General features: G+C 70.2%; 18 protein-coding genes and 1 pseudogene. All 19 read right to left on the minus strand.

From position 1 onward, the window contains the following. Positions 1-471, minus strand: a pseudogene (locus ACFWV2_RS27205) (IS5 family transposase); the annotation flags it as partial. Positions 472-516: 45 nt separating this feature from the next. Further along, entirely contained in the window at positions 517-1,458 is a 942-nt protein-coding gene (locus tag ACFWV2_RS27210; protein ID WP_384408715.1) for a replication-relaxation family protein, read from the minus strand. Between the two features lie 16 nt (positions 1,459-1,474). After that, positions 1,475-3,649, minus strand: coding sequence for an ATP/GTP-binding protein (locus tag ACFWV2_RS27215; protein WP_384408717.1), 2,175 nt, complete (start codon positions 3,647-3,649; stop codon positions 1,475-1,477). Continuing rightward, positions 3,646-4,107: a hypothetical protein gene (locus tag ACFWV2_RS27220; protein ID WP_384408719.1), complete on the minus strand. Its 462-nt coding sequence runs from the start codon at positions 4,105-4,107 to the stop codon at positions 3,646-3,648. The genes ACFWV2_RS27215 and ACFWV2_RS27220 overlap by 4 nt, the downstream gene beginning before the upstream one ends. 1,040 nt (positions 4,108-5,147) lie before the next feature. Beyond that, the gene (locus ACFWV2_RS27225; protein ID WP_384408721.1) at positions 5,148-5,339 is read right to left on the minus strand and encodes a hypothetical protein; all 192 of its coding nucleotides are present in this window, start codon (positions 5,337-5,339) and stop codon (positions 5,148-5,150) included. After that, positions 5,336-6,631 carry a PIN domain-containing protein gene (locus ACFWV2_RS27230; protein ID WP_384408723.1) on the minus strand — a complete coding sequence of 432 codons (1,296 nt, stop codon included), beginning with the start codon at positions 6,629-6,631 and terminating at the stop codon, positions 5,336-5,338. Before ACFWV2_RS27230 ends, ACFWV2_RS27225 begins: the two co-directional genes overlap by 4 nt. A 168-nt stretch (positions 6,632-6,799) precedes the next feature. After that, positions 6,800-7,963 (minus strand): C40 family peptidase, encoded by a 1,164-nt coding sequence (locus tag ACFWV2_RS27235; protein ID WP_384408725.1) that lies wholly within the window; start codon positions 7,961-7,963, stop codon positions 6,800-6,802. Continuing rightward, positions 7,960-10,386 (minus strand): hypothetical protein, encoded by a 2,427-nt coding sequence (locus ACFWV2_RS27240; protein WP_384408727.1) that lies wholly within the window; start codon positions 10,384-10,386, stop codon positions 7,960-7,962. The genes ACFWV2_RS27235 and ACFWV2_RS27240 overlap by 4 nt, the downstream gene beginning before the upstream one ends. Then, entirely contained in the window at positions 10,383-12,926 is a 2,544-nt protein-coding gene (locus ACFWV2_RS27245; RefSeq protein WP_384408729.1) for an ATP-binding protein, read from the minus strand. Before ACFWV2_RS27245 ends, ACFWV2_RS27240 begins: the two co-directional genes overlap by 4 nt. Positions 12,927-12,940: 14 nt before the next feature. Further along, positions 12,941-13,567: a hypothetical protein gene (locus tag ACFWV2_RS27250; RefSeq protein ID WP_384408731.1), complete on the minus strand. Its 627-nt coding sequence runs from the start codon at positions 13,565-13,567 to the stop codon at positions 12,941-12,943. After that, complete coding sequence (locus ACFWV2_RS27255; RefSeq protein WP_384408733.1) at positions 13,564-13,848, minus strand: hypothetical protein; 285 nt, start codon at positions 13,846-13,848, stop codon at positions 13,564-13,566. Before ACFWV2_RS27255 ends, ACFWV2_RS27250 begins: the two co-directional genes overlap by 4 nt. A 13-nt stretch (positions 13,849-13,861) precedes the next feature. Beyond that, entirely contained in the window at positions 13,862-14,974 is a 1,113-nt protein-coding gene (locus ACFWV2_RS27260) for a conjugal transfer protein (RefSeq protein ID WP_384408735.1), read from the minus strand. After that, complete coding sequence (locus tag ACFWV2_RS27265) at positions 14,971-15,240, minus strand: hypothetical protein (RefSeq protein ID WP_384408737.1); 270 nt, start codon at positions 15,238-15,240, stop codon at positions 14,971-14,973. Before ACFWV2_RS27265 ends, ACFWV2_RS27260 begins: the two co-directional genes overlap by 4 nt. 50 nt (positions 15,241-15,290) lie before the next feature. Further along, positions 15,291-16,181: a hypothetical protein gene (locus ACFWV2_RS27270; protein ID WP_384408739.1), complete on the minus strand. Its 891-nt coding sequence runs from the start codon at positions 16,179-16,181 to the stop codon at positions 15,291-15,293. Positions 16,182-16,693: 512 nt separating this feature from the next. Further along, on the minus strand, positions 16,694-18,373 hold the full coding sequence (locus ACFWV2_RS27275; protein WP_384408741.1) for a DUF2637 domain-containing protein: 1,680 nt from the start codon (positions 18,371-18,373) through the stop codon (positions 16,694-16,696). Positions 18,374-18,676: 303 nt separating this feature from the next. Further along, positions 18,677-20,008: a plasmid partitioning protein gene (locus ACFWV2_RS27280; RefSeq protein ID WP_384408743.1), complete on the minus strand. Its 1,332-nt coding sequence runs from the start codon at positions 20,006-20,008 to the stop codon at positions 18,677-18,679. Then, a complete protein-coding gene (locus ACFWV2_RS27285; RefSeq protein WP_384408745.1) occupies positions 20,005-21,153 on the minus strand; it encodes a ParA family protein in 1,149 nt (382 codons plus the stop codon). The genes ACFWV2_RS27280 and ACFWV2_RS27285 overlap by 4 nt, the downstream gene beginning before the upstream one ends. A 9-nt stretch (positions 21,154-21,162) precedes the next feature. Continuing rightward, positions 21,163-21,576, minus strand: a complete 414-nt coding sequence (locus tag ACFWV2_RS27290; RefSeq protein ID WP_384408933.1) for a restriction endonuclease — start codon at positions 21,574-21,576, stop codon at positions 21,163-21,165. Continuing rightward, positions 21,576-21,812, minus strand: coding sequence for a hypothetical protein (locus ACFWV2_RS27295; RefSeq protein WP_384408935.1), 237 nt, complete (start codon positions 21,810-21,812; stop codon positions 21,576-21,578). Before ACFWV2_RS27295 ends, ACFWV2_RS27290 begins: the two co-directional genes overlap by 1 nt. Positions 21,813-22,161 lie beyond the last annotated feature (349 nt).

Below are 22,161 nucleotides of genomic sequence, written 5' to 3' on the forward strand. Positions count from 1 at the left end.
CCAGGGGCAGGCCCCGGCCGTCGCAAGCGAGATGGATCTTCGTGGTCAGCCCGCCGCGGGACCGGCCGAGCGCCTGGTCAGCCGACGGATGTGCCGGATCTTCCAGTTCGTCCCCCGCCTCCGCCCCCTTTTGCGGGCACCGGCGGCGTGCTGGTGGGCCCGGCTGATCGTGGAGTCGACCGACACGGTCCACTCCACGGCTCCGACGGAGTCGTCACGGACCTGGACCTGTTCGAGCAGACGGGCCCAGGTGCCGTCCGCTTCCCAGCGGGCGAACCGTTCATAGGCCGTCTGCCACGGCCCGTAGCGTTCCGGCAGGTCACGCCACGGAGCACCGGTCCGCAACCGCCACAACACCCCGTTGATCACCTGCCGGTGATCCCGCCACGGCCGCCCACGACCGTCAACACCCGGCAACAACGGCGCTATCCGACCCCACGCCGCATCCGTCAGCTCACCACGACCCACCACAAGATCAATTATCAGACAGGGCCTAGGAGTAGCCCTGAACGCGTCTCAGGCAACTGCTGCAGCAGGTGCCCGGATCCAGGCGTCGACCGGTTCGGCCGGGCCGAGGACGGGCGTGAAGACGGTTTCGAAGGGGCCGCGGGCACGGAGCTGGTCGAGGGTGGTGGCGCCGGCCCGCAGCGGGCTGGAGGCGAGTGCCGGGTCGCTGGCGGCGAGACTGCGCAGGTCGGCGATTCGGCGGGCGAGGCGGTCTTCGGAGGCTCCGGTCAGGACGAGCAGGAGCCGGGGGAACGCCGGGTATCGGTAGCGCCAGGCCGGCATGGCGGCCTGGCGCCGGGGCCCGCGTTGGCCCTTGGCCGTCTGTGGCTGGGGCGCGTACTCGTGGTAGGCGGCGTAGGCGTGGAGTTTCTGGGCGAGGCGGGCGATCGTCATCTGGGTCCGGTCGACCTCGACGAAGAAGGTGAGCAGGGTGCGCTGCTTGCCGGCGGTGTGGACGTAGTTGAGGACGGCGTCCGGTACAAGGCACAGTTCCTCCCCCGGCCGGGCTTCGTCGCGGTAGTAGTGGGCGATCTCGGGCGACCAGTCCAAGGGGCCGCACTCGTGACCGAGGCGGAGGGCGTGCTCGACGAACGCCGCGCCGGATTCGACCACCGCGAGGGTGTGCTCCTGGAGCGGGCCGAGGGCGGCCTCTTGGCTCATCCGGTACGCGCGAGGCTGGAGCAGGCCCACGGCTTCGACGGCCTGGGCCCCCTTCTCCGTCAGCCACCACAGCAGTTGGGTCTGCCCGGCGCTGCGGCGCCCTACGGCCTCGGCGAAGCCGGCCTGGCGGAGGGTGTGGAGCTGGCGGCGCAGGAACTCGGAGCGGGTGTGGTGCGGGGTGACGAGGCGGTGAAGCTGCATGGTTGAGACCAGACGGTGCTGGTAGAGGACCTGGGCGGCCTGCTGGGCGACCTGGCCCAGCCCGGTGGGGGCGGAGTGTGGATAGGGCATGGGTGCTCGCCTTGTTCTAGTCGATGACGCTGGTGGGGTCGCTGGCACTCGGGCCGCCGGGGCGCCGGCCGGTGTGGTGGGCGAGGACGACGGCGTCGAGCTCTTCCAGGTCGGCGAGGATGTCGCCGAGCGGGCGGCGATTGAGGTTGCTGTCGATCGCCTTGTCGAGGTCGGGGATGCCGCCCGGGTTGTCGTAGTGCGCGAAGACCTCGTCCACGGGCAGACCGCGGACCCGGAAGGGCGTGGTCCGGGCGCCGTTGAGGTTCACGGACATCACGTAGTGATACTTCGGGAGTTCGGTGATCGTCTCTGGGCTGACGTGCCCATTCCAGCGCTTCGCGACGAACGCGGCCTCGTCGTAGTCCGCGGCGCAGGTGCTCAGCCAGCTCTGGTTCTGCAGCAGGGCCTGGCGGGTGATGGCAGAGAGGCGCAGCGCCATCTGGGTCATGCCGATGAAGCGGACCTCGTACTTGCGTAGCTGCTCGGCGATGGCGGCGAGGAAGCCCTTGCTGCTGCTGTCGAGGGCGGTGAGTTCGTCGCCCCAGGCCCAGAAGGTCTTGCGCCCCTCGCGCGGGGTGTCCTGGCGCGAGAGGCCTGCGCGATGCAGGTCGTGGATGAGGAGACAGCTGACCAGGGCGTCGCTCTCGCTGCCGGACGGGCAGACGAACACCACCTTCGAGGTGTCCATCGCGTGCCGGACGTCGTACGCGGAGCGCGGGCTGCCGAAGAACCCCTGCAGGGACTGGGAGGTGTCGAGGCGGTCGATCGCGTAGGTGACGGTGGGCACCGCGTCCGGTCCCAGTTTGGGGAAGGTGTTCTCCCAGTACGCGCGGACGCGGTCCGGGAGCTTGGGCAGGAGCCGCTCGCGCCAGTCCTCGTCGGTGAGCCAGGTGCGCAGCTGGAAGAGGGTGCACTGTGCCTCGAGGTGGTCGGCCTGGACGGCCTGGAGGTTGAGCAGCGCCAGGGCCTGGGAGGCACGGGCCAGGATCGTCCGGGCGCGAGGTGCGTTGTCGCCCCAGTCCTGCGCCGCGGCGATGCCCTCGGTGACGGAGCGGACGATGTCCTGGACGTCGGAGAGGGTGCGGCCCTCCATCGACAGCGGGTTCCAGGAGACGACCGGTTGGTCCGGGGCGGCCTTGGCCAAGTCGATCTCCCAGAGCCGGTCGGCGATCTCCGGGTGCGCGAGGTAGGGCTTGGCCCGGGCCCAGCCCTCGCCGTGCGGGTCGAGGAACCAGCAGCCGTAACCGGAGTGCGCCATCGCGATGCACTGCACGAGGGCCTCCTCGGTCTTGCCGTGTCCGGCCTTGCCGAGCTGGAGGCCGAAGAGGAGGTCCTGCACGCGGGCGGCAGCGATCCGCTCGCGGCCGTCGGGGTAGACGACGGCGCCGAGCGGGATCAGGTCGCGCTGCCCGGTGTAGACGGGGAGGTCCGCCGGAGCCGGCGGGACCAGGCCGCCGGAGCGGACCACGCTGGACGCGGTGCACTTCACCGTCGGCGGCTTGAGCCATCCGGCCAGCTCGGGCACCGTCAGCCACTGCCGACGGACCGGCGCGAACTCCCCGCTCGCGAAGCGGCGCTCGAACCGGCCGATCGACCAGCTGCGGGGCCGGTGGACCTTGAGGTAGTTCTCCCCCGAGGTCATCGACAGCGCCGCAATCAACTGGTGCATCCGCGCCAGGGCCAGCTGCGGATGGGCGGCCTCGGTACGCAGCAGGATCTGCACGGCGAACACCGCCCCCTCGGCGGGTTCGAGCTTGCCGACGCCGTCGCGCAGGTCGGTCTGCCGCGGGATTCGCTCGGAGCGGCTGGAGGCGCGGGCGCCGCCGGACCAGGCGGAGGTCGTCGAGCCCCAGAAGCCGCCTCCGCCCAAGCCGCCGGTCAGGCGCTCGCCGTACGCGGACGGGCCCCGGCGGGCGGCCCGCGCCATCAGGCGGCGCCGGCGGCGGGCCAGGCGCCGTTCACCGACCGGCACTAGGTCGAAGACCGCCTCCGCCTTCTCCCCGTCCTCGGTGCGCACGGAGGCCATGGCGGCGGCCAGCTGCTGGAGCGGGTCCGGGCTCAGACCGAGGGAAGCGAGGGCTTTGTAGTCGGGCAGCCCCAGGGCGAGCTCGGCACGCTGCACATACCGGCGCGCTCTGGGGTAGGCAGCGGACGCCTGCGCCGTCTTGGAGAGGGAGATGACGGCGGTCACGGCGTTCCTCCCGGGCCGTTTAAACGGACAGGGCGGATGTCGGCCTGGCCGTGCTGGGTGCGGATCTCGACCTCGGCGAAGCCGGGCATGTTCAGGATCGCGGCCGCGGCGGCGGGGCCTTCGATGTAGCAGCGCATCTTTCCCTCCACGGCGGTGTACCGCAGGCGCACCGCGGATCCGCGGGCCGGGACACCGTCGGTGGCGTAGTGCACGCGCCCAAGCTGGCGGGCCCAGCGGCCGACTTCGCCTTCACCGGGGTCGAAGGTGGCGGTCGGGATCACCTCGACCTGAACCCGGTCGGCGAGCGCTCCCCGAACGAGTGCCGCGCGCCGGATCGTCCACCACACCCAGACCGCAGCCCCAAGAACGCCGAGGGCGACGAGGTACGGCGTGGCCGCGCTCAAGACGGCCTGGAGCTGGGCGAGGAGCTCGTCGACCGGCAGGCCCGGGAGACTCATGTCGGCCGGGCCGAGGTCGACCGGAACGGGGCGGTGTGGTGCACGGTTCCTCCAGGATGGTGGGAAGAGGCCTTTCACCTGGACCAAGTAAGAGCTCACGGCCAATCCAGACACCATGCCTGAACGCTTTGCCATCCCTTGACGATTGAGGAGTATCCGCCTGCTTTGCTGTCCCGTCTCAGCGAAGCCAGTCGTTGAGACGGCCGCACCAAAGCAGAGCCACTTACCCCTGACCTGCGGCGACTGGATTGGATGAGTCGGGTCGGTGGACGACTGGGTTCGCTGAGACGGGACACCTGAGGAGGTCACTGGAGGCTTGCCATGAACGGCACGCTGTCCAGATGACCTACGACTTCACACGGCACATGGACGAGATCGCCACGTGGTACCACAGTGTCCTGAGCGACCTCTACCCCGCTGGCCCCGACCGGGACGCGAAGAGGCTGCTCCTGGCCCATCACCAGGAGTTCGCCACGCTGGCCGCCAACGACCCGTCCCCCACCATCGGCGCCGCCGCCGTGCAGTGGGCCAGGGCCATAGTGGTCCTGGCCGACGCCGAGCGAGACCTCGGTCGACCGGGATGGCAGCCTGAGTGGACCGAGGTGTACGAGTACTACGTCTCCGGCAATGACCCCGTCCTCGGGCCTTCGGCCCCGCAGGGCCCGAGTGAACTCCGCCCCCTCTTGGTGAATTGGCGGTGCAGAACAACGGCCAAGCAGACCGGGTGCGCGGCCGGACCGCGGTCTACCGGAAGACGACGCACCCGATCCTCCCCAAGTCCCCCACCCGCACACCGGGGGCAACTGGTCGTTCCTCCTCACCCTCGCGATGCCCGGCGACTTGAAGGAACGCCGACAGGAGTCCAACCAGCTCAGGAGCCGCACCGACGCCGAGCAGGCGTCGCGCAGCGCCCGGCGGACGTAGCCGTCGCCGACCCGGAGAAGTCTGTCTGTGTGCAGCCCCCCGGCCGGGCGAGGATAACCCCGGTCGAGACTGCCACTGCGCCCTTCCGCGCGCCGTCGGCGCCGATCAGCAGCCGATCAGCGCCGTCCGCTGTGGGCGGCGGCCCACTGCGCCCCGTCGGCGTCGAGGAGGGCGTCCACGGCCGTCACGAGCGCCGCGCGGCCGTGGACGGAAGCAGGGTCTGGAGTCCGGGGGAGCTCGGCAAGGCCGTGGGGGGCCTCCTGGGGGGCAATCTGGCCGGTGCCGGCACCGGCCAGACGTCTTGTCACTCCTCTTCGTCCTCTGGAGCGTCCTCGAGGGGCGCAGGGCCGTGGAGGTCTTTCGCCTCAACCTCCAGGCCGCTGGAGTCTGTCCAGTCGCGGTGTGCCCGCATGCTTTCGATGAGTTCCTGCCGGTCGGCGGGCGACATCGTCATGGCCTCGAGGACAGCCAGGACAGTCAGGCCCAATTGCTCCTTGCGGCTCGCGAAGTGCTTGTTCTGGAGGAGCTCGAGGGCGCTGCTCTTCTCCACCGGGACGAGGCGCGGCGGCCAGGTCACCTTTGCTGCGTCCTCCACCGGCACGGGCGTCGTCTCGCGGAGGATGTGGATCAGCTTTCCTTCCGGGTTTCGCGGGACGATGAGTCGGGTGTCCCAGTAGCACGCGCCCAGGTTGAGACGATTTCCGGTGACCACAGGCCCGGCGATCTTCCAGCTGACCGTAGCGACGAAGTAGGTCTCCGCGCCGAGCCGGTATGCCTTCAAGTCGGTCACGTCCGCGAGCTCGACCAGCGAGGCCCTCCCATCCACCCAGCCCTTAGCCAGTTCGACCGTGCCGGCCTGGGTCATGGTCTGGAAGTCTCCCCGGGAAGGAGTAATGCCCCAGTACTTGGTGAGCATCCACTGCACGAAGTCGGCGCCCCTCTCCGCCAGCAGCGAGCGCACGTCCGGCTCGTCAGGCGCCTCGACCTCGACCTGAGGGGCGACCAGGTCGAGGACTTCGTCGAGGTTCGTCAGGTGCCTGAACCGGTCACCCAAGCCCTCGACGTCAGCGTCCATCGGCGAGGGGTACGCCCCGGTGCCCTTGGTGAAGTCGGTGTGGTTCTCGCTGACGAAGTAGACGGTCTCCTTGGGGTGATTCTGCGCATACTCGACGGCGGTCAGCCAGATCGCTACGTCCCGTGCGCCGACCTTCACGCCCTTGGTGACGTCGCCCTTGCGCCGGGCCGGGTGAAGGACATTGGCCTCGCGGTACATGCCTTCGCGGAGCGCGTTCTCGCTCGTCGGGAGCACTTCCAAGATCTCGCGGTACTTCACACGCCAGAGAGCGCGTACGCCCTCCGGGTCGGCCGCGCCTAGTTCCGGCTCCGTCCTGTAGCTCTTGCGTTGCAGCTGGGCCAGCGCGGAGGCCGCCGCCTCGTGCGCGCTGTTGTACTCGAGAGCCTTCTGGGCCACGAGCTCCTCGACGACCATCCACGGGGCGCCGACCCGCTCCGTCTTGGTCCGCGCGATGGCCCGCAGGAGCTCCGCCTTGCTGTCCTCGAGGCCCATGCCGCGTATGACGCAGCTATCCAGAATGATCAAGTTCTCGCCTTAACTCTCGCGGTACGAACAGCAACGAGTAGCACCCCGAGACGGCACCGTGCACGCAAGTTCCCGGTTCCCACCGGCCGATACGGCAAGGGCCCCCGGGGCGGGCATCCCCGGGACCCGCGAGGGCCCCCCGAGGACGTGCGAGCGGAAACGGCCGTTTCAGCCGATGACGCGCACGACGAGCAGGATCGGGCCCAGGTTGGCCTGCTTGACGACCTCCACGACGCGGCCTGGTTTCGGCGCGTGCACCACGTATCCGTAGCCGATCGCCATGGCGACGTGTTCGGGGCGGGAGGCGGAGCCGACAGCGAAGAGTAGGTCGCCCGGCTGGATGGCGCTGGTCGGGACCACGTGGCCGTCGCGGATCTGTGTGTATGTGGTGCGGGTGATCTCCTTGCCGGCCACTCCGTACGCACGTTGCATCAGGGAGGAGCAGTCGCACCTCTCGGAGGGATCGCTGCCGTGAGGGTTCGTGCAGCTGCCGCCCCACTGGTACATCGTGCCCAGCTGGCCGAGGGCCCAGCGGATCGCGGTCTGTACCTGCATCGGCGCGGCGGCCGGGAGCTGGTAGCCCTCCGGTAGCGAGCCGGGCGGAAACTGCCCGAAGTCCACATTGCCGCTGCCCGGCCCGGCGCACTCCCCCGTGCCGACGCCGCCGCGGCGGCTGGGCTGTCCCGGCATCGGACCGATTGGAGTTGCGCCGAGGGTGGGGGCGATGGCCTGTTGGAGTGCGGTCGCGAGAGGCTCGTGCTTGGCGTACGCGTCAGGGAAGCCGGACCGCTGGACCTTCTGCGCAGCCACGGTGACGGGCATCTGCTCCCAGTCCTTGAGCTTCACCAGCCTGTCGTAGAACTTCCCGGAAGAGTAGACGGGGTCCATGAGTTGCTCGCGGGTCCCCCAGCCCTGCGAGGGCCGCTGCTGGAACAAGCCGAGCGAGTCGCGATCGCCGTGGTCGAGGTTGATCAGGGTGGACTCCTGGAGGGCGGTGGCAAGGGCGACGACCTGGCCGCGGGCCGGCACCCGCTTCTGAACGCCGGTCGCGACGATGACCTTGGCGTTGGGAATCTGCTTCTTGGGCTCGGAGAGGCCGGGCACGTTCACATCCCCGCTCCCGGCGAGCATCTCCTCGACCTTGCGAGCTGTCTCGGCTGTGTCCGGGTCGAGGCCGGGCTGGCCGCCGGGGCAGCTGGCTGCCGCTGCGGCGGCCTCGGCCTCGCTCTGGCCGAGGCCAGCCACATGGGCTCCGACTGCGGCGAGCAGGACAAGCGCCAGGCCGAGCAGGCCTGCGACGCCGGCCAGCCACCCCTTGAACTTCTTCTTCACGAGCGGCCCTGCCGACGGCGCCGGATGTTCAACTCCCGCTCCTCGTTACGGCTGAGGGAGGCGTCACTGGGCCGCCGCGGGGGCAAGGGCTCGGCGGGTGCCGGTGGTCGGGCACTGTCCGTACGCGCCGGGCCGTCCCCGTACGCCGTGCCCTCCCCGTACGCCGTGCCCTCCCCGTACGCCGGGCCCGCCCCGTAGGGGGCCTGCGCGGGGTGCCCCATCACCTGCGGTGCCTGCGGGGTGGGCTGATCCGGGACAACGTCCCGCGACGGCGGCCGAGTGGGCGGGGTGGGGGGGCGGGCCGGAGGCCGAGTGGGCGGGGTCGTCACAGGGCCAGTGGGCGTGGTCACCGGCGGCCGAGTGGGCGGGGTCCATGGGGGGCGGGCCGGAGGCCGAGTGGGAGGGACCGAAGGCTCAGTAGGCGGTGGCGGCGGGTCGTTGGGCTGCGGCAGTGCCGGGTCCAGGTTGCCCGCGTTGCCGAGCTGGGGCTGGGGCTGGGGCTGGGGCTGGGGCTGGTGGCCGGATCGGGCGGGCCGACGGCCGCTGCTTTTGACCCCGGTCTGGAGCCGGTTCATCAGCGCGACGGTGCTGACGCCGGAGCTCGTGGCGTAGCCGAGGGCAGCGATCGGATTGCCCGAGGCGATGGAGACACCGACCATCGCGGTGCTGACCGCTCCGCGGGTGACATTGCGGGCGATCGACTGGTTCTTCGCCACCGGAGTAGAGGACGGAGTGAAGACGGAGCCGTGGGTCCCGCCGATCCGGGCCGAGGACATCTTGGCTCGGAAGTTCGCGGCGGCCTGCTTCGACTTGACCGTGAGGGCCTTGCGCTTCTTGATCGCGCCGATGCACACGATGTCCACGGCGAGGAAGCGCAGGGTGAGTTCGTTGCCCCAGTCCTGCTGAACGGGGTCGAGGACGGCCTGGATGATCAGGATGAGGACGGCGAGGCCGATGATGGAGGCGAGGAGCTGTCCTAGGGAGTGCAGGACGGATGCGGCCCAGTCCCACAGGTAGCCGCGGCCGGCGCCGGGCAGCAAGCCGGCCACGAGGGCGGGTTCGGCCCGTACGGCGTCCCAGGCGATACGGCACTGTGCGACGAGGAAGCTGCCGGCGAGACCGGCGATCAGAACAGTGACGATCAGAGCTGCGACGAGAAGGAACATCGCGCCGCCTACCTTGTCCATCGACGCCCGCTTCGCGGCCTGTACATCGCCCTGGACGCAGTCCTTCTCGAACTGCTCCATCGGCGGATCCCCGAAGTGGTCGACGGCCCACTGCTTGGCCACGGGCAGGGTCCAGTCGGTGATCGTCGCACCGGAGGGGTCGATCCACGCCCGGTACTGGTTGAGCTTCTTCAGCCGGTCCATCTGCTGGTTCATGGCCCGCTCGACAGCGAGCTGCGAGATCTTGCTGTCGCTGTACTTCCTGGAGCAGTCACCTTCGAAGACACGGCCGTACTGGAGCAGCATGGCCGGCTTCACGATGAAGGCGTCCGTCAACGCGTTCGTGAGCGGGCGGGAGAGCGCACGGGAGCTGGCCGACTCCTCGTCGCCAGGGGCCTTCTCCTTGGGACCGGGGTTGGCGTCGAGGATGACGTCGGCGACTTCGAGAGCCAAACCACGGGCGGCAGCGATGGCGCCGTCCTGCTCCCCCAGCAGGAGTTGCGGGGGTGAGGACAGCAGCGTGGCGGTGAGCGCGGCGATCAGGATGGACAGCGCCGCGTCCCCCCATCCCTTGGCCCGGTCCCCGAAGAAGATGTGGACGACGGTGATCAGGGCGCACACCGACAGGAACAGGGACGGCAGGCCCATGTGCAGGATGACCTGGGTGTGCAGGGAGTTGGCGACGGACAGCACCGGTGCCAGGAGCAGCTTGGCGAGGCCGAAGCCGAGGGCCCAGACGATGAGCCAGCAGCAGAAAGCGATGACCCATTTGGTGATCATGAAAGCCAGCTCGGTGATCAGGTTCTGGATGCCCAGGTCCCAGTCGGTCAGGCCGCCGGTGTCCGACTTCACGGTGTAGGCCGAGATCGGCAGGTTCCGCTCGTCGGTGACGTTGAAGACAGCCAGGACGCCGCCTTCGTCGGGCAGGAGCTTGTGCAGGCGCTCCTCCTCGGCTTTGAGGTAGGCCTCCTGCATGTCCTCCGAGACGCGCTTGTTGAGGTCGGCAATGATCTTTTCGATCTCGGCGAGCTCCTCCTCGGTGGGCGTACGCGCCCCGGGCGGGTTCGGCCCACGGGGGCTGGTCGTCGGAGGGCTCGTGGGCGTCGGGGTCGCGGACGGGCTCGGCTCGGCGAGCGCCGGCAGCGAAGTGAGCATGGTGAAGGCGGTAGCGGCGAGCGCCGCCACGAACAGGACGAGTCGCAGGCGGACGGTGCCGAGCAGACGCAGCCGCTTCCAGGGGGCGTGCAGGGTCCTCATGCCGCCGCCTGCTGGCTGGTCGGGGTGGTGTGGATGACCCGCTCGATCGCACGGTCGAGGGGGATGAGGACCCGCATGAGGCCGATGCGGCCGGCCAGGTCGCGGTAGAGGCACTCCCCCGCGCGGGCCCGGCGCTGTTCGTCGGGCAGGCCGAGTGGCGAGAGGCCACCGGTCACCAGGTCCAGGAGGTCGGTGTCGGTGGGATCGACTCCGAGAAATTCGAGGCTGCGTGCGGCCAGGGGGCGGCTGGTCTGCCGGAAGACGAAGCGGTGCGGGATGAGGCCACGGACGATGGTGCCCTTCTCACTGTCGGCCGGGCCGATGTCGTCAGCGTCGTGCGAGCCGACGTACGCGGCGGCGTTGCGCTTGCGGCCGTCGCGCAGCAGCTCCAGGAGCAACTCCAGGCCCTCGTCGCTGGAGGTGAGCCACCAGCACTCGTCGAAGACGGTGACCGCGAACTCGTCCCGGCTGCGCATTGCGGTCTCGCGGGAGACCGCGGCGATCAGGTACATCAGCGCCCGGCCCAAAACCTTCTCGAACTCCAGGCGCTGGATCCGGTGCTCGCTCGCGAGCTCGGACTTCTTCGGCAGGGCGAGCGAGGACACCAGGAAGACCACGCTGTCGGCGCGGTGGGTGTCGACGACTGGCAGCGTCTCGTCGAACACCACCCGCGCCAGGTCCTTCCGGGCGACCGAGGCGAGCTTGCGGGCCAGGCCCTGCGCGGCCGCGTCCCCGGCGCCGCGCGCGGTGAGCTCCTCCATCAGGGCGCGCATCGACGGCTCCGGCCGGGCCAGGACAGCCTGGACGGCCTCCGACAGGGCGACGCCCTCGAGGTCCATCGGCCTTACCCCGAGGAGGAGGGTGAGGAAGGATTCGGTGAAACGGGCTGCGACCTGCGGGCTGTTCTCCTTGTAGAGGCGCAGCGGGTCGAGGGAGACCTCGGCGGTGTGGTCGATGCGGATCAGCTGGGTGGTGCCGGGGCAGGCCTTCGCGAAGCGGGCCCATTCCTGGTCGGTGGTGCGGTCGACGATGACGGCGCGGCCGCGGCTGCCGGGCCGGCCGAGCTGGTGGCCGCGGGCGAGGACGTTGTAGACGGCGCCCTTCATTCCGACGGACTTGCCTGCGCCGAGCTCGCCGAGCCAGGCCATCGACGCGGACGCGTTCTCGCGGGGGCCGCGGGCGGGGTCGATCAGGACGGGGCGGGCGCCGCCGGAGGCGACCTGGAGGCCGTACAGGCCGCCGCGCTCGTCGCCGAGCTGGGAGCCGCACCAGGGCATGGCCATCGCGAAGTCGCGCGCGAGGAGGATCTGCGCGTAGCCGGCCATGACGCGGGGGGTGCGGCATCCGGGGAGCATCGCCTGCCAGAGGCTGGCCTGCTCGCCTGCGGGCCGGGAGAAGGTGTAGTCGGTGGAGCCGAAGTCGGAGGCGAGGGCGGCGGCGCGGTCCATGGCGTCGTCGGGGCTGTCGCCCCACACGGCGAGGGTGACCATGGCGCGGATCTCGACCTCGCGCCGGTTCGCTGTGAGCCTCTCGTGGTACTCCTCGTTGTCGGCCTGGTTCCGGGCGACGGCCGCTGGCGGGCCGGCCGGGTCGCCTTCGTACTCGGCGGCCTGTGCCTTGAGGTGCCGGGCGCGCTTGCGGACCTTCGGCTCGGCCTTCGAGCCGGGCACGGTGACCAGCCGGGCGGTCCAGTCGACGGGGTAGGCCAGGTCGTCGAGTTGCTGAAGGTAGGCAGCCCCGGGCAGCGCGAACGCTTCGGGCATTTCTGAGAGGGCCAGGAGCGCCTGGTAGGAGTCGCCCCACTCGCTGGAGACCTGGAGGAAGCGCCGTGTGAACGGGTTGGCCGGCAGCGCGGGGCCGGAGTTGAAGTCGGCGCCGCCCTCGCCGACGAGGATCTCCCCCAGCGCCGCGATGTTCCGGCCGCGGCCGCGGACCGGGGTCTCGGTGCTGTCAGGGAGGAACGGCTCGACAAGTCCGCGGCGCGCGCTGTGGCCGTAGATCCACAGGATCTCCGCCTCGGACGCCGGCCGCATCGACACTCCGCTCGGCCACTGAGCCTGGATCCGCTGGGCCTGCTCCAGTCGCCGCTGCACCTCTGTGTCGGTGACGGCGGCGGGCATCAGGCCGAGCTGCAGGGAGACTTCCGCCTTCGCCGCCCGGAACGCGGACATCACCGCGTCCTTCTGCGACAGCGGCGGCAGCGGGAGCGCGAGCCAGTCGGTGCGGCCGGTCAGCTCCATGGCCTCCAGCTGGTCCAGGACCGCATGCCCGAGGCTCGCGTAGCGCGGCGCGCGCGCCAGGTCGATGTCGTCGACCATGGCGCGCACCACTGCGGTCGGGTCGATCTGCGGGCACAGCGACAGCAGCATCGGCTCGCCGGTGAGCGCCTTGAACAGGCCTTCCAGAGCCTTGAGACGACGCTTCTTCACGACGGCCGGGGCGTGGGAGTAGTTGGTCGCGGCAACGCGCCACACCGCCCAGACAGTGCCGTGGGTGGTGAAGATCAGGTTCTGCTGGACGTGCCGGATCGGCAGGCGCATCGTCAGTTCTCCAGTCAGGTGCGGGTCGTGGGGGCTCGGCGGGCGAGGAGGGCCTGCACCCCCGAGGCCACTGGCGCGGCGGGCGCCGAAGGCCTGGCGGGTGCCGGCGGCTCGGCGACGGGCCTCGCGGGCCAGGGCCGGATCTGTTTCGGCAGGGGCTCAGGTTCGGCGGCGGCAGGCGTCGCCGGGACGGTGGCTTCGGCGGCCTGTTCGCCGCTGGGCAGGTGGATGCGGGTGTCGCCGCGGGTGGGCCGGGCCGGCCGGTAGGTGCGGCCGCGGAGCTGGCCGCGCCGTGGCGCAGCCAGCATCAGGACGATGCTCAGCAGGGCGGCCGCGGGGTTGCGGCCGTCGATGTGCAGGTGGCGCAGTACGAACGCGACCACGGCGGGCAGGACCAGGAGGGCGGCAACGTCGAGCCAGCCGTGGCCGCCCCACAGCGGGCGGGTCAGGATCAGGGCGGCCACGGTGCCGACGATCCCGGCGAGCTGGGTCAGGGTGTAGGGGCCGCCGGGCAGCCGGATCCCCCGGCCGCCGTTGACGTCCCGGATCACGCCGTGGACCAGGGGCGCGCGCCGCGCCTTGGTGTAGCAGCGGCCGATGAGCTCGACGTCCAGCTCGCTCTCGGCGCCGTGTGCGCTCACTGGTCCATCCGGGACAGGCTGTTGCCGCTGTTGTAGTTGGTGATGTCCTCGGTGGTCTTGTCCTTGAGCGCGCCCATGTTCGAGGACAGGCCCCAGACGATGCCGGCGAAGATGACGGCCATGATCGTCGGGCCGGGCGCCTTGGTCTTCCAACCGACGACGATCACGAAGATCCCGCACAGGACCGGGATGGCCACGTTGAAGATCAGGCTCTTGATGTCGTTGCCGAGGCCGGTGCCGGTCTGGATCCAGCCTGCGGCCAGCGTGATGGTGCCAGGCATGCTCGTGCTCCTTCTAGGAGGTGGGGGTGGTGGCCGGACCCGGTGTGCCGGAGGCGACCGGGTCCGGAGGCGGCGGGGTGAGGGCGGGGGCGCCGTCGAGGCTGGCGATCTCCCAGCGGCCGGCGCGGGCCTTGAGGGTGAGGGCGTAGGTGAGCGGGAGGCGCACCCCGTCCCGGCCGGTGGCCCGGAGGGTGACGAGCAGGCGCAGGGTGGTCCCGTCGCCGGGGACGGAGACGACCAGCTCGCCGCCGGACTCGCCCTCGGCGGCGAACTGGTCCACCGCGATGCCCGCATACGGCGCCGGGGACGGCGCGGTCAGGCGGGTGCCGGGGGCCAGGTAGCGGTCGAGCTCGGCGCCGGCCTTCGTGAGGTAGGCGGTCAGGAAGCTGGTGACGGCCTGGGTCCGCGGGTCGGTGGGCAGCGCCGGGTGCATCGCGCCGTAGACCAGCTCGGGGGTCGTGGCCCTCTCGGGTGCGGCAACTTCAGCCGGCAGCGCGAGCGCGGTGTACGCGGTCGCTCCCCCGCCGCCGGGCGCCGTGGCCACGGGCACCTGGAAGTAGCGCAGCGCGCCGGTCGTGGTCGCAGGGCTTGCGGAGACGCCCGGTTGCATGGGCGGCGTGGCCGAAGGCGTCGCACCAGTGACGCGGGCTGCGACTGTGACCGACCAGACCGAGGTGTCGATCTGGCGGAGCCGGACGACGGTCAGCTGCTCGCCCCGGCGCCCGTTGGAGACGCCGTCGAGCTGGAGGTTGCCGGCCGGCGGGTAGTAGGCGGCGAGCTCGGGCTCGTCGCCGCGCCCGGCGGACAGATAAGCGGCGAGGAAGAGGCTCGCGAAGCCCGCCGCGCCCTGTCCGCCGCTCGCGGCCGGTGTGGACGGTGCGGTCTTCGATGCCCGGGTCGCGGACGTCGTGGGGACCGAGAGGTAGGCGAGCGTGCCCAGCAGCGGGCCGAGCGCGATCAGGGCCCAGACGAGCCAGCGCAGCAACGCAGTGGAGTTGGCCTGGGCGCCGGTCGACCAGCCGCCGACCCATCCGGCCTCCTGCTCGGCCTCGGCTTCACGGACGGCCGGCGTGTGCGGGTCGGCTGATGGGGCAGGCTGCCGACGGCCGGTGGGGGCGGGGCTCATGCCGTGCCTCCCACCGCGCGCAGGGTGTGGCCGGCCAGCTCCGCGATCCGGTTGCGGAGTTCCGCTTCGGGTCGGCGGCTCAGCGCGGCGAGCGAGGCGAGAACGGGCTCGGCATCCTCGTCGAGGAAGGCGCGGAGCTTGTCGTGGGTGCCGGTGTCGAAGGGGTGGGCGACGAGGGCGGCGCCAAGGTGGATGAGCAGACGCTGGGCGCGGGTGACGCGCTCCTCATCGGCGTCCAGCGACGTCGAGGCGGCGGGTGTGGTCAAGACGCATCTCCAAAGGGGGGAGCGGACGGTGGCCGGGGCGGGGGTCCGGTTCATGCCGCGGCCTGGGGCCGGAGGGAAGCCGCGAGGCGGGCCCTGGCCCGCGAGCGCCGGCGCTGCCAGGCGCCGTCCGTGCACCCGGCGCGGGCGGCGGCCTCGGCGTCCGGGATGCCGCCGCTGATGTGGTGCCAGGCCAGTGCCTGCGCGTCCGCGGTGGACAGCGCGCCGTCGCGCATCGCGTCGAGGAGGAGCTCCAGGAGCTCCAGCCGAGCCGGGGCGGTCGCGGCGTCTTCGGCCGGGCCCGCGTGGAGGCCGGCTTCCATAGCGGCCGCGCGCACGATGCGGGCGCGGGCGATCTCGTACGGGCCCGGCGAACGGTCGGCGATCTGCTCCGCAGCCGCGAGGTCCTCCCCCACCGGGCCCTGCTCGGCGGCGAGCTCGGCCAGGACCTGGCGCAGGGTGTCGAGCGCCAGGTTGGCGGCGGGCCGGCCGGGGCGGAGATGGATGCGGCCGGAGCGTGCGACTTCGTAGAGAGCGGTCACGGTCACGTGACCGACGGCGTCGCGGGTGCGGCCGCCGGTGGCACGGACCTGTCCGCGGGTGATGCGGACGGCGGCGGGGAGCATCGCCTGGACGATGACGCGGCCGGCGAGGACGGCCGATCGGTCACGGCCAGCGGCGCGCTGGAGGAGGGCACGCAGGACGGCATCGGTCAGCGCATCGGTCACGCCGCCGGTCGGACGGAGCGCGGCAATGAGCTGCTCGGGCGTCAGGGAGCCAGCCCAGGAATCGGTCACGGCCGCGATGTCGTCGACGAGGTGGCCATCGGTCACCCAGTCGGTCACCGCCTGGCGGAGGGTGGGGTCCGCGCACAGAGCGGCCCAGTCGGCATCCAGCCGGTCGAAGTACCCGCCGCCGGTGGCGCGGTGCGAAGCGTCGTGCACGGCACGTCTCCTTTCGGATCTCGTGCCGTACACACTCCTCAGGCCGGCTTGCCCGAAGGCTTGCCCGCAGCCCTAAAAGCGCAGATGGGGGGCTTGCCCTCAACCTGGGCAAGCCCCCCGTGACCGATTGGGCAAGCCTGACGTGGGCTGGGCAAGCCCCCTTGTGACCGGTCCATGCAACTCTGGGCAAGCCACCCCTGGGGGTGGGCAAGCCCCAGGATTTCGGCGGCAAGGCTTGCCCATGAGGAGGGTGTGCAAGCGGTGCGGGATGGATGACCGATGGCCGCGGACCGGTCATGACCGGTGACCGATGGGGCCCGGATCGGTCACCGGTCACTGGGCCCGGTATCGGTCACGAGCGGGTTTGGCCATCGGTCACGGGCCCCGCATGGGGCGGGTCCGTTCCTCGGTCACGGGGTCGGCCACGCTCGGATCGGTCACGTCCGAACGGCTGTCGGTCCGGTCGGTGCCAGTGGCTGGTGCCGGTCACCGAGCGCTAACCGGAACGTTGGTCAGCTGCTGCCGACGGAGCGGAGGTGTGCCCGGCCCTGCTGCCGGCGCTGCGCCTCCAGGTACTTCTGAGCATCAAGCACGCGACGCTGACCGGTCTTGGGTGAGACCTCCAGTCGCCGGGCAACCTCAGCTCCCGACAGCCGCTTCCCGGACTCTTCGGCCTCCATGAGCCAGGAGGCCACCAGCTCGATCTCCCGCTGGATCGGGGCCGCCTCGGCCGGCTCCTCATCGGCCTGCTGCCGGGGTACTCGCGCGGTTGCCTCACGAGACGCGGTCACGTCGGCCACCCAGTCCTGTCCGTCCGCGCCTGTCGGCGCCGCGAGGACGGGCTGCTCGAAGGAACGGCCCGCGGAGGTAGATGGGCCGGCATCGGTCACTGAGGCCGTCGGCGTGGGAATCGCTCCGGCGGGCAGTGGTGCAGGCTCGACCGACAGCTCCGACAGGCTGCGGATATCGCTGTGTTCCCCGATGAAGGCTTGCGGCTCTTCCGCGTCGGCCGGCTGCTCCTCGTTCGTCGGCGCCGGGGCAGCCGGAACATCGGTCACCGACTCCTCGGCTGCCGGTACAGAGGCCGCGTGCGCCCCCGCTTTGAGCTCTGCTGCCCGGAGCTCGGCGAGCACCGGTTCCAGCAGGTCGTCGGGCAGGAGGTTCCCAGTGTCCTGGTCGGTCAGAGCGTATTCGTACGCGAGGTACGTCCCGAAATGCTCCGCAGACGGGACCGTGCCGTACCGCGCCACGAAGTCCTCTGCGGCCTGGGCCAGGTCGACGAGGGCGGGCTCGGGCGCCGCGCTCCAGGCGTCGCGAGTCGTGTCCGCGAGCTCGGCCGGCAATTCCGCTTCTGTAGCGGGGGCGTCCGCGCCGGGGGGCTGAGCGGTCGAAGGCAGTTCGGTAACCTCGGGCGCCACAGCCAGCAGCTCCGGCTCAGCCTCAGGTTCGCGTACGGATACAGGATCGGGCTCGGGGTGAGAGAGCAGGACCGGACTTAGACCGGCTGCTGTGAGGCCCGCGGCAGCGGTCTGCGCGAGAGGGACGCCGATCCGCGCCAGGCGCAGCGGCATCAGGGCCTCTACCGGAGCCTTCCGCCGCCAGTTCCGCCCGAACCGGGCGTGCAGCCGGGCTTGGTAGATCATCCGCTCCTGCTCCAGCTGGATGACCTGCTCGTACGAACGCAGCTCCCACAGCTTCATGCGGCGCCACAGCTTCAACGTCGGGATCGGTGAGAGCAGCCAGCGTGTGAGGCGGACGCCTTCCATGTGCCGGTCGGCGGTGATGTCCGCGATCCGGCCGACTGCGTGTCGGGCGGCCTCCACTGTGACCACGAACAGAACAGGGATGACCGCGTGCATGCCCACGCCGAGCGGGTCGGGCCAAGCGGCTGCACCGTTGAAGGCGATCGTCGCCGCGGTCAGAAGCCACGCCGTCTGCCGTAGCAGCGGGAAAGGGATCCGTAGCCACGTCAGCAGGAGATCCAGGGCGAGGAGCACGCAGATGCCCGCGTCCACGCCGATAGGGAAGACCAGGGAGAAGGCGCCGAATCCCTTCTTCTCCGCGAGCTCGCGAACGGCGGTGTATGACCCTGCGAACCCGATGCCGGCGATCACCACGGCACCCGCGATGATGATCCCGATGAGGATCCTGTGCGTGCGGGTCAGCAGGATTGGTGAGGTGCCTGTCGTCATGCCCGCCTCCCCTGTATCTGCAGCAACTTGGTTCACACTTTCACGGTCAGTCACCCGGGTAACTGGTTCGACGAAGTACGCCATGCTTCGTCAAGTCTCTGGATCACCAGGTAAGGCGGGAAGTTCGGCTCACGTCCCCCGGATGGCAGGGGACGGCCTGTGCCGACCTGCTCGACATCGGTCGGCACAGGGTGTCTTTTGCACTTGAGGGGACCGGGAAGAGCGCTCATCGTCCGTAGGACGGTTGTTGTCCGCGGACAACAACCGTCGGTGGCGGCGCGAGGGCTCAGCTGCAGCAGGTACTCAGAGTCCTGCCACATCGGAGGGGAACTGACCCAGGGCCTGTTCGATCTGCTCGCGAATGGCGGTGAGCATCTTGTCGGCGGCCTCGCGGTCCACTTCAGCGGCCTCGCGATGAAGGGCGGTGATGTTCTGCAGTCGCGCAGCAAGCTTGGCCGCGTCTCGCGTGTGCCTTTCGAGCACGATCAGGGCTGCGTCCTTGGCTGTGACCGGAGAGGGGTCGCGAGACTCGGCGTCGTCCAGACTCGTAGCTTGCGATGGCACGGAAGGTTCTGGCAGGCCGCTTCCTGCGGGTGTCTGGCTCGTCACCTCAGGATCTGACGGCGCTGCCGGTTTGTTGTCCGCGGACAACAAAGCTCCGGCAGGTGCCTCGTTCTCTGTCGGCGCGGAGGTGGGAGCCGGGGGGAGGTGGAGGTCGTTGTCCGCGGACAACAACGAGTCCTTGGCCGTCCCGTCTTCTTCTGTACCGGCCGGAGAGGGGGCGGCGGGGGAGGGTTCGTTGTCCGCGGACAACAAACTTTCGGCGTTGTTCCGCTCCAGGGCCTGACGGCCGGCGTCGATCAGTTGCTGCTGATTTTCGCGCTGCCGGCTCGCGGCCTCCTTGGTGGACGCGAGGTGCTCCAGCAGAGCCGCAGTGTCCAGCCCCGGGTTCTTATTGAGGTGCCGGGCCAGGAAACGGCCATCCCGTTCGGACACTGTCCCCGAGCTGAGCTGCTCCTGAAGAGGGACCGGTAGCGTCAGCAGAGCCAGCTGGTTGGTCACCCAGGAGCGGTCCTTGCCCAGGCGTTCTGCGGCACGGCTGCGGGCTCCTCGCTCGCCCTCGTTCTCTACACACACATCGACCAGCTGCTCGACGCCGCGAGCCCGCTCGATCACGTCGAAGTCCTCGCGCTCGAGGTTCTCCGCGAGCAGATGGTTGACGAACTCCTCCCTCGAGGAGGCCAGGTCGTCGCGGATCACGAAGTCGAGCTGCTCGATACCCACGTGCAGAGCGCTGCGGTAGCGGCGTTCTCCGTTGAGCAGCACATGCTCGCAGTCGGCGCCGATTACATCCTCGTGCGAGGGCCACTGCCTCAGGTATGCCTCGCGGCTCACAGCGACACAGGCGGCGAGCTGCACCTGGCGCAGTTCTTCGCCGAACCGGGTCATCTCCTCCTTCGTGCCGAAGTTCCGGCGCGGGTTCAAGGGCGTGGGGGAGACCTTGGCCAGGTCGAGCCGGATCAGTTCGTAGGAAGGGATCGTTCCCTCGGTGATCGCCTTAGCCCGCCCGCGGTCGCTGCGCCGCGACCGACCATTGAACGAGGAGCTCTGCCCGACCTTGTCGGCGATGCTCATCCCTTGATCCTCCTTGCGATCTTGCGCATGATCTGGGCCTGCTCGCAGTTTGGCTCGTAGGCGAGCAAGGGTTCCTTGCGGCGAACCGCTTCGCGCTGCTCCTTCAGTTCCGGCACGACGCCGAGGACGGGCTCGTCCATGTTCTGCCAGGACTCAAGGGAGGAGGTGGCGATGAATCCATTGCGTGCGTCGTAGAGGTTGACGACGAATCCGATGACGTCGATTTCAACCTTCAGGTCTTCGCAGAGGTCGTCCACCTGGTCGGCGAGCATGTCGTATGCGTCGCCAGAGGTGTCCTCGGCCTGGACCGGGACGACGAGACCGGACTGGCCGGCCTCTTCTCCTTCGCGGGTCCGGCCGTAGTACAGGGCGGTGTCCATCGTGTACCCGAGGCTCGGGGGACAGTCGATGATGATGAAGTCGAAGTCCTCCTCGACCTGGTTCAACACTCGCTCCAGCGCGATCTCCTTGATACGCACGGCGCGGGTGGTGGCCAGCTTGGCGTCCAGGAGGAAGGCGTCCTTGCAGGCCGGGAGCAGCCACAGCTGCTCCTCGAAGTCGCCGCCCTTTATCGGGACGAAGAGTTCCCTCAGGTCACCTTCGGTGTCGCCGAGCATGTGCTTGGCGAGACTGGGGGCGTCGATCTGCAGCATGGTGTAACCGAGCTGCTTCGTCAGGTGGCCCTGCGGGTCGAAGTCGATCAGCAGGACTTTCGCGCCCATCTCGGCCAGGGCCTGGGCGACGCCGGCGGACACGGAGGTCTTGCCCACCCCGCCCTTCTGATTGCCGAAGACAAGCCGTCGCGCTCCTGTGGTGCGGGGAGCCGGATGGGACGAGGGGTGGGTGTCCAGCCAGTGACGGATCGACTGGGCCATCCCCTGGTTGTAGGAGATGTTGCGCGACGAGCTGGCGGCCTTCAGCTTCTCGTACAGTCCGGCCGGGAGGTAGGTCGAGAAGGAGGCCCCGCCGCTGGTGTCGACTGTGGGGTGGCTCTTCAGCTTGATCCAGGAGGTGACGCCGGCGGTCACGGCGTCCTGGATGTCTTCACTCAATTCCGCGGCGCGCACCTTGAGTTCGCGTCGCAGATCGGTCGGCAGCTTGGCGACTACCTTTTCCCGATCGTCAGGGCTGTAGGGAGCAGTCATGACGCTACCTTAGTACCGTTCGTGTGAGGGATCGCTCGGCACCCGCGGATTGTGTCGACGATTCCTTCGAGGCGCTGGTAGGTGAGGGAGGAGCTCCCACAGGGGAGAGGTGCCACTGGCCCACTCACTCAGCACGGCTCGGTCCACCAGGTGCAGCTGCTGGCTTCGGGCAAACTCCCGCGCCGGGCGAGTGAACCGCCCATTGGTGACGAGGACTACGACATCCCCGCCGTGGACGGGGCGACCCGTCCCGTTGAGTACGTGAAGGTCCGGACTGCCAACCGCGGCGCCGGCTGCACCGTCGCGCCGATGCTTGCACTGAAGGACCCAGCGGCGACCTGCCGGGTCCGTCCCCTTGACGTCGGCGCCGTTGTCGCCGGCGCCACCTACCCGGACGGCGTCGTGGGCCCCGTCGCGGCGCATCAGGTCCCGTACGGCTTCCTCGAACTGACTGTGATGCAGGCCGTCCAGGAAGCGGATGCCCAACCCTCCGGTCGCCTGCGCCGGGCGGCCCACGCGGAGGCGCCGCACCGCGCGGTCTTCGCGAGCAGCAGCGTCAGTGCTCCAGCGGCCAGGACCGCGACGGTGACAGTGGCGATGCTGCCGCCGTGGAGCTGGAGCCATTGCCGGGCCTGCGGGATGAGGACGGGCACGAACACGGCGGCCGCGAGGAGGCCGGCGGTATCAGCCCCTCCTCTGCGACGGTGTACGGGTCGGCGTCCTCGTTGTGGCCGTCGCCGGGCAGGGGTGCGGGTCGGGTTTCGACGTCCGGGCATGCACGGGCCTTCCTGAAGCAGGTCGTCGCGACCACCGGCCACGAAGGGCTGGCGGGTGAGCGGCCGCCTCCCACCGGATGGTGGGAAGCGTGAAGCGTCACCCACCTTCCTCGGGGCGGCTTGCCCGAAGGCTTGCCCAGTCCCCGAAGGGGCGAAGGTGGAGGCTTGCCCACCGGAGGCGTCCGTGGTGCACGCGGCCGCCTCGGGGTGGGCAGGCCCCGTCACTGCGGCC

This window comes from Streptomyces sp. NPDC058671 (genome assembly GCF_042716475.1).
Classification (GTDB): domain Bacteria; phylum Actinomycetota; class Actinomycetes; order Streptomycetales; family Streptomycetaceae; genus Streptomyces.

Coding starts and splice junctions, on each gene's coding strand:
- ACFWV2_RS27210 (WP_384408715.1), bottom strand. CDS start 1,458: ATGCCCTATCCACACTCCGCCCCCACCGGGCTGGGCCAGGTCGCCCAG.
- ACFWV2_RS27245 (WP_384408729.1), bottom strand. CDS start 12,926: ATGCGCCTGCCGATCCGGCACGTCCAGCAGAACCTGATCTTCACCACC.
- ACFWV2_RS27220 (WP_384408719.1), bottom strand. CDS start 4,107: ATGAGTCTCCCGGGCCTGCCGGTCGACGAGCTCCTCGCCCAGCTCCAG.
- ACFWV2_RS27280 (WP_384408743.1), bottom strand. CDS start 20,008: ATGAGCATCGCCGACAAGGTCGGGCAGAGCTCCTCGTTCAATGGTCGG.
- ACFWV2_RS27285 (WP_384408745.1), bottom strand. CDS start 21,153: ATGACTGCTCCCTACAGCCCTGACGATCGGGAAAAGGTAGTCGCCAAG.
- ACFWV2_RS27240 (WP_384408727.1), bottom strand. CDS start 10,386: ATGAGGACCCTGCACGCCCCCTGGAAGCGGCTGCGTCTGCTCGGCACC.
- ACFWV2_RS27275 (WP_384408741.1), bottom strand. CDS start 18,373: ATGACGACAGGCACCTCACCAATCCTGCTGACCCGCACGCACAGGATC.
- ACFWV2_RS27260 (WP_384408735.1), bottom strand. CDS start 14,974: ATGAGCCCCGCCCCCACCGGCCGTCGGCAGCCTGCCCCATCAGCCGAC.
- ACFWV2_RS27255 (WP_384408733.1), bottom strand. CDS start 13,848: ATGCCTGGCACCATCACGCTGGCCGCAGGCTGGATCCAGACCGGCACC.
- ACFWV2_RS27290 (WP_384408933.1), bottom strand. CDS start 21,576: ATGCGCCGCGACGGGGCCCACGACGCCGTCCGGGTAGGTGGCGCCGGC.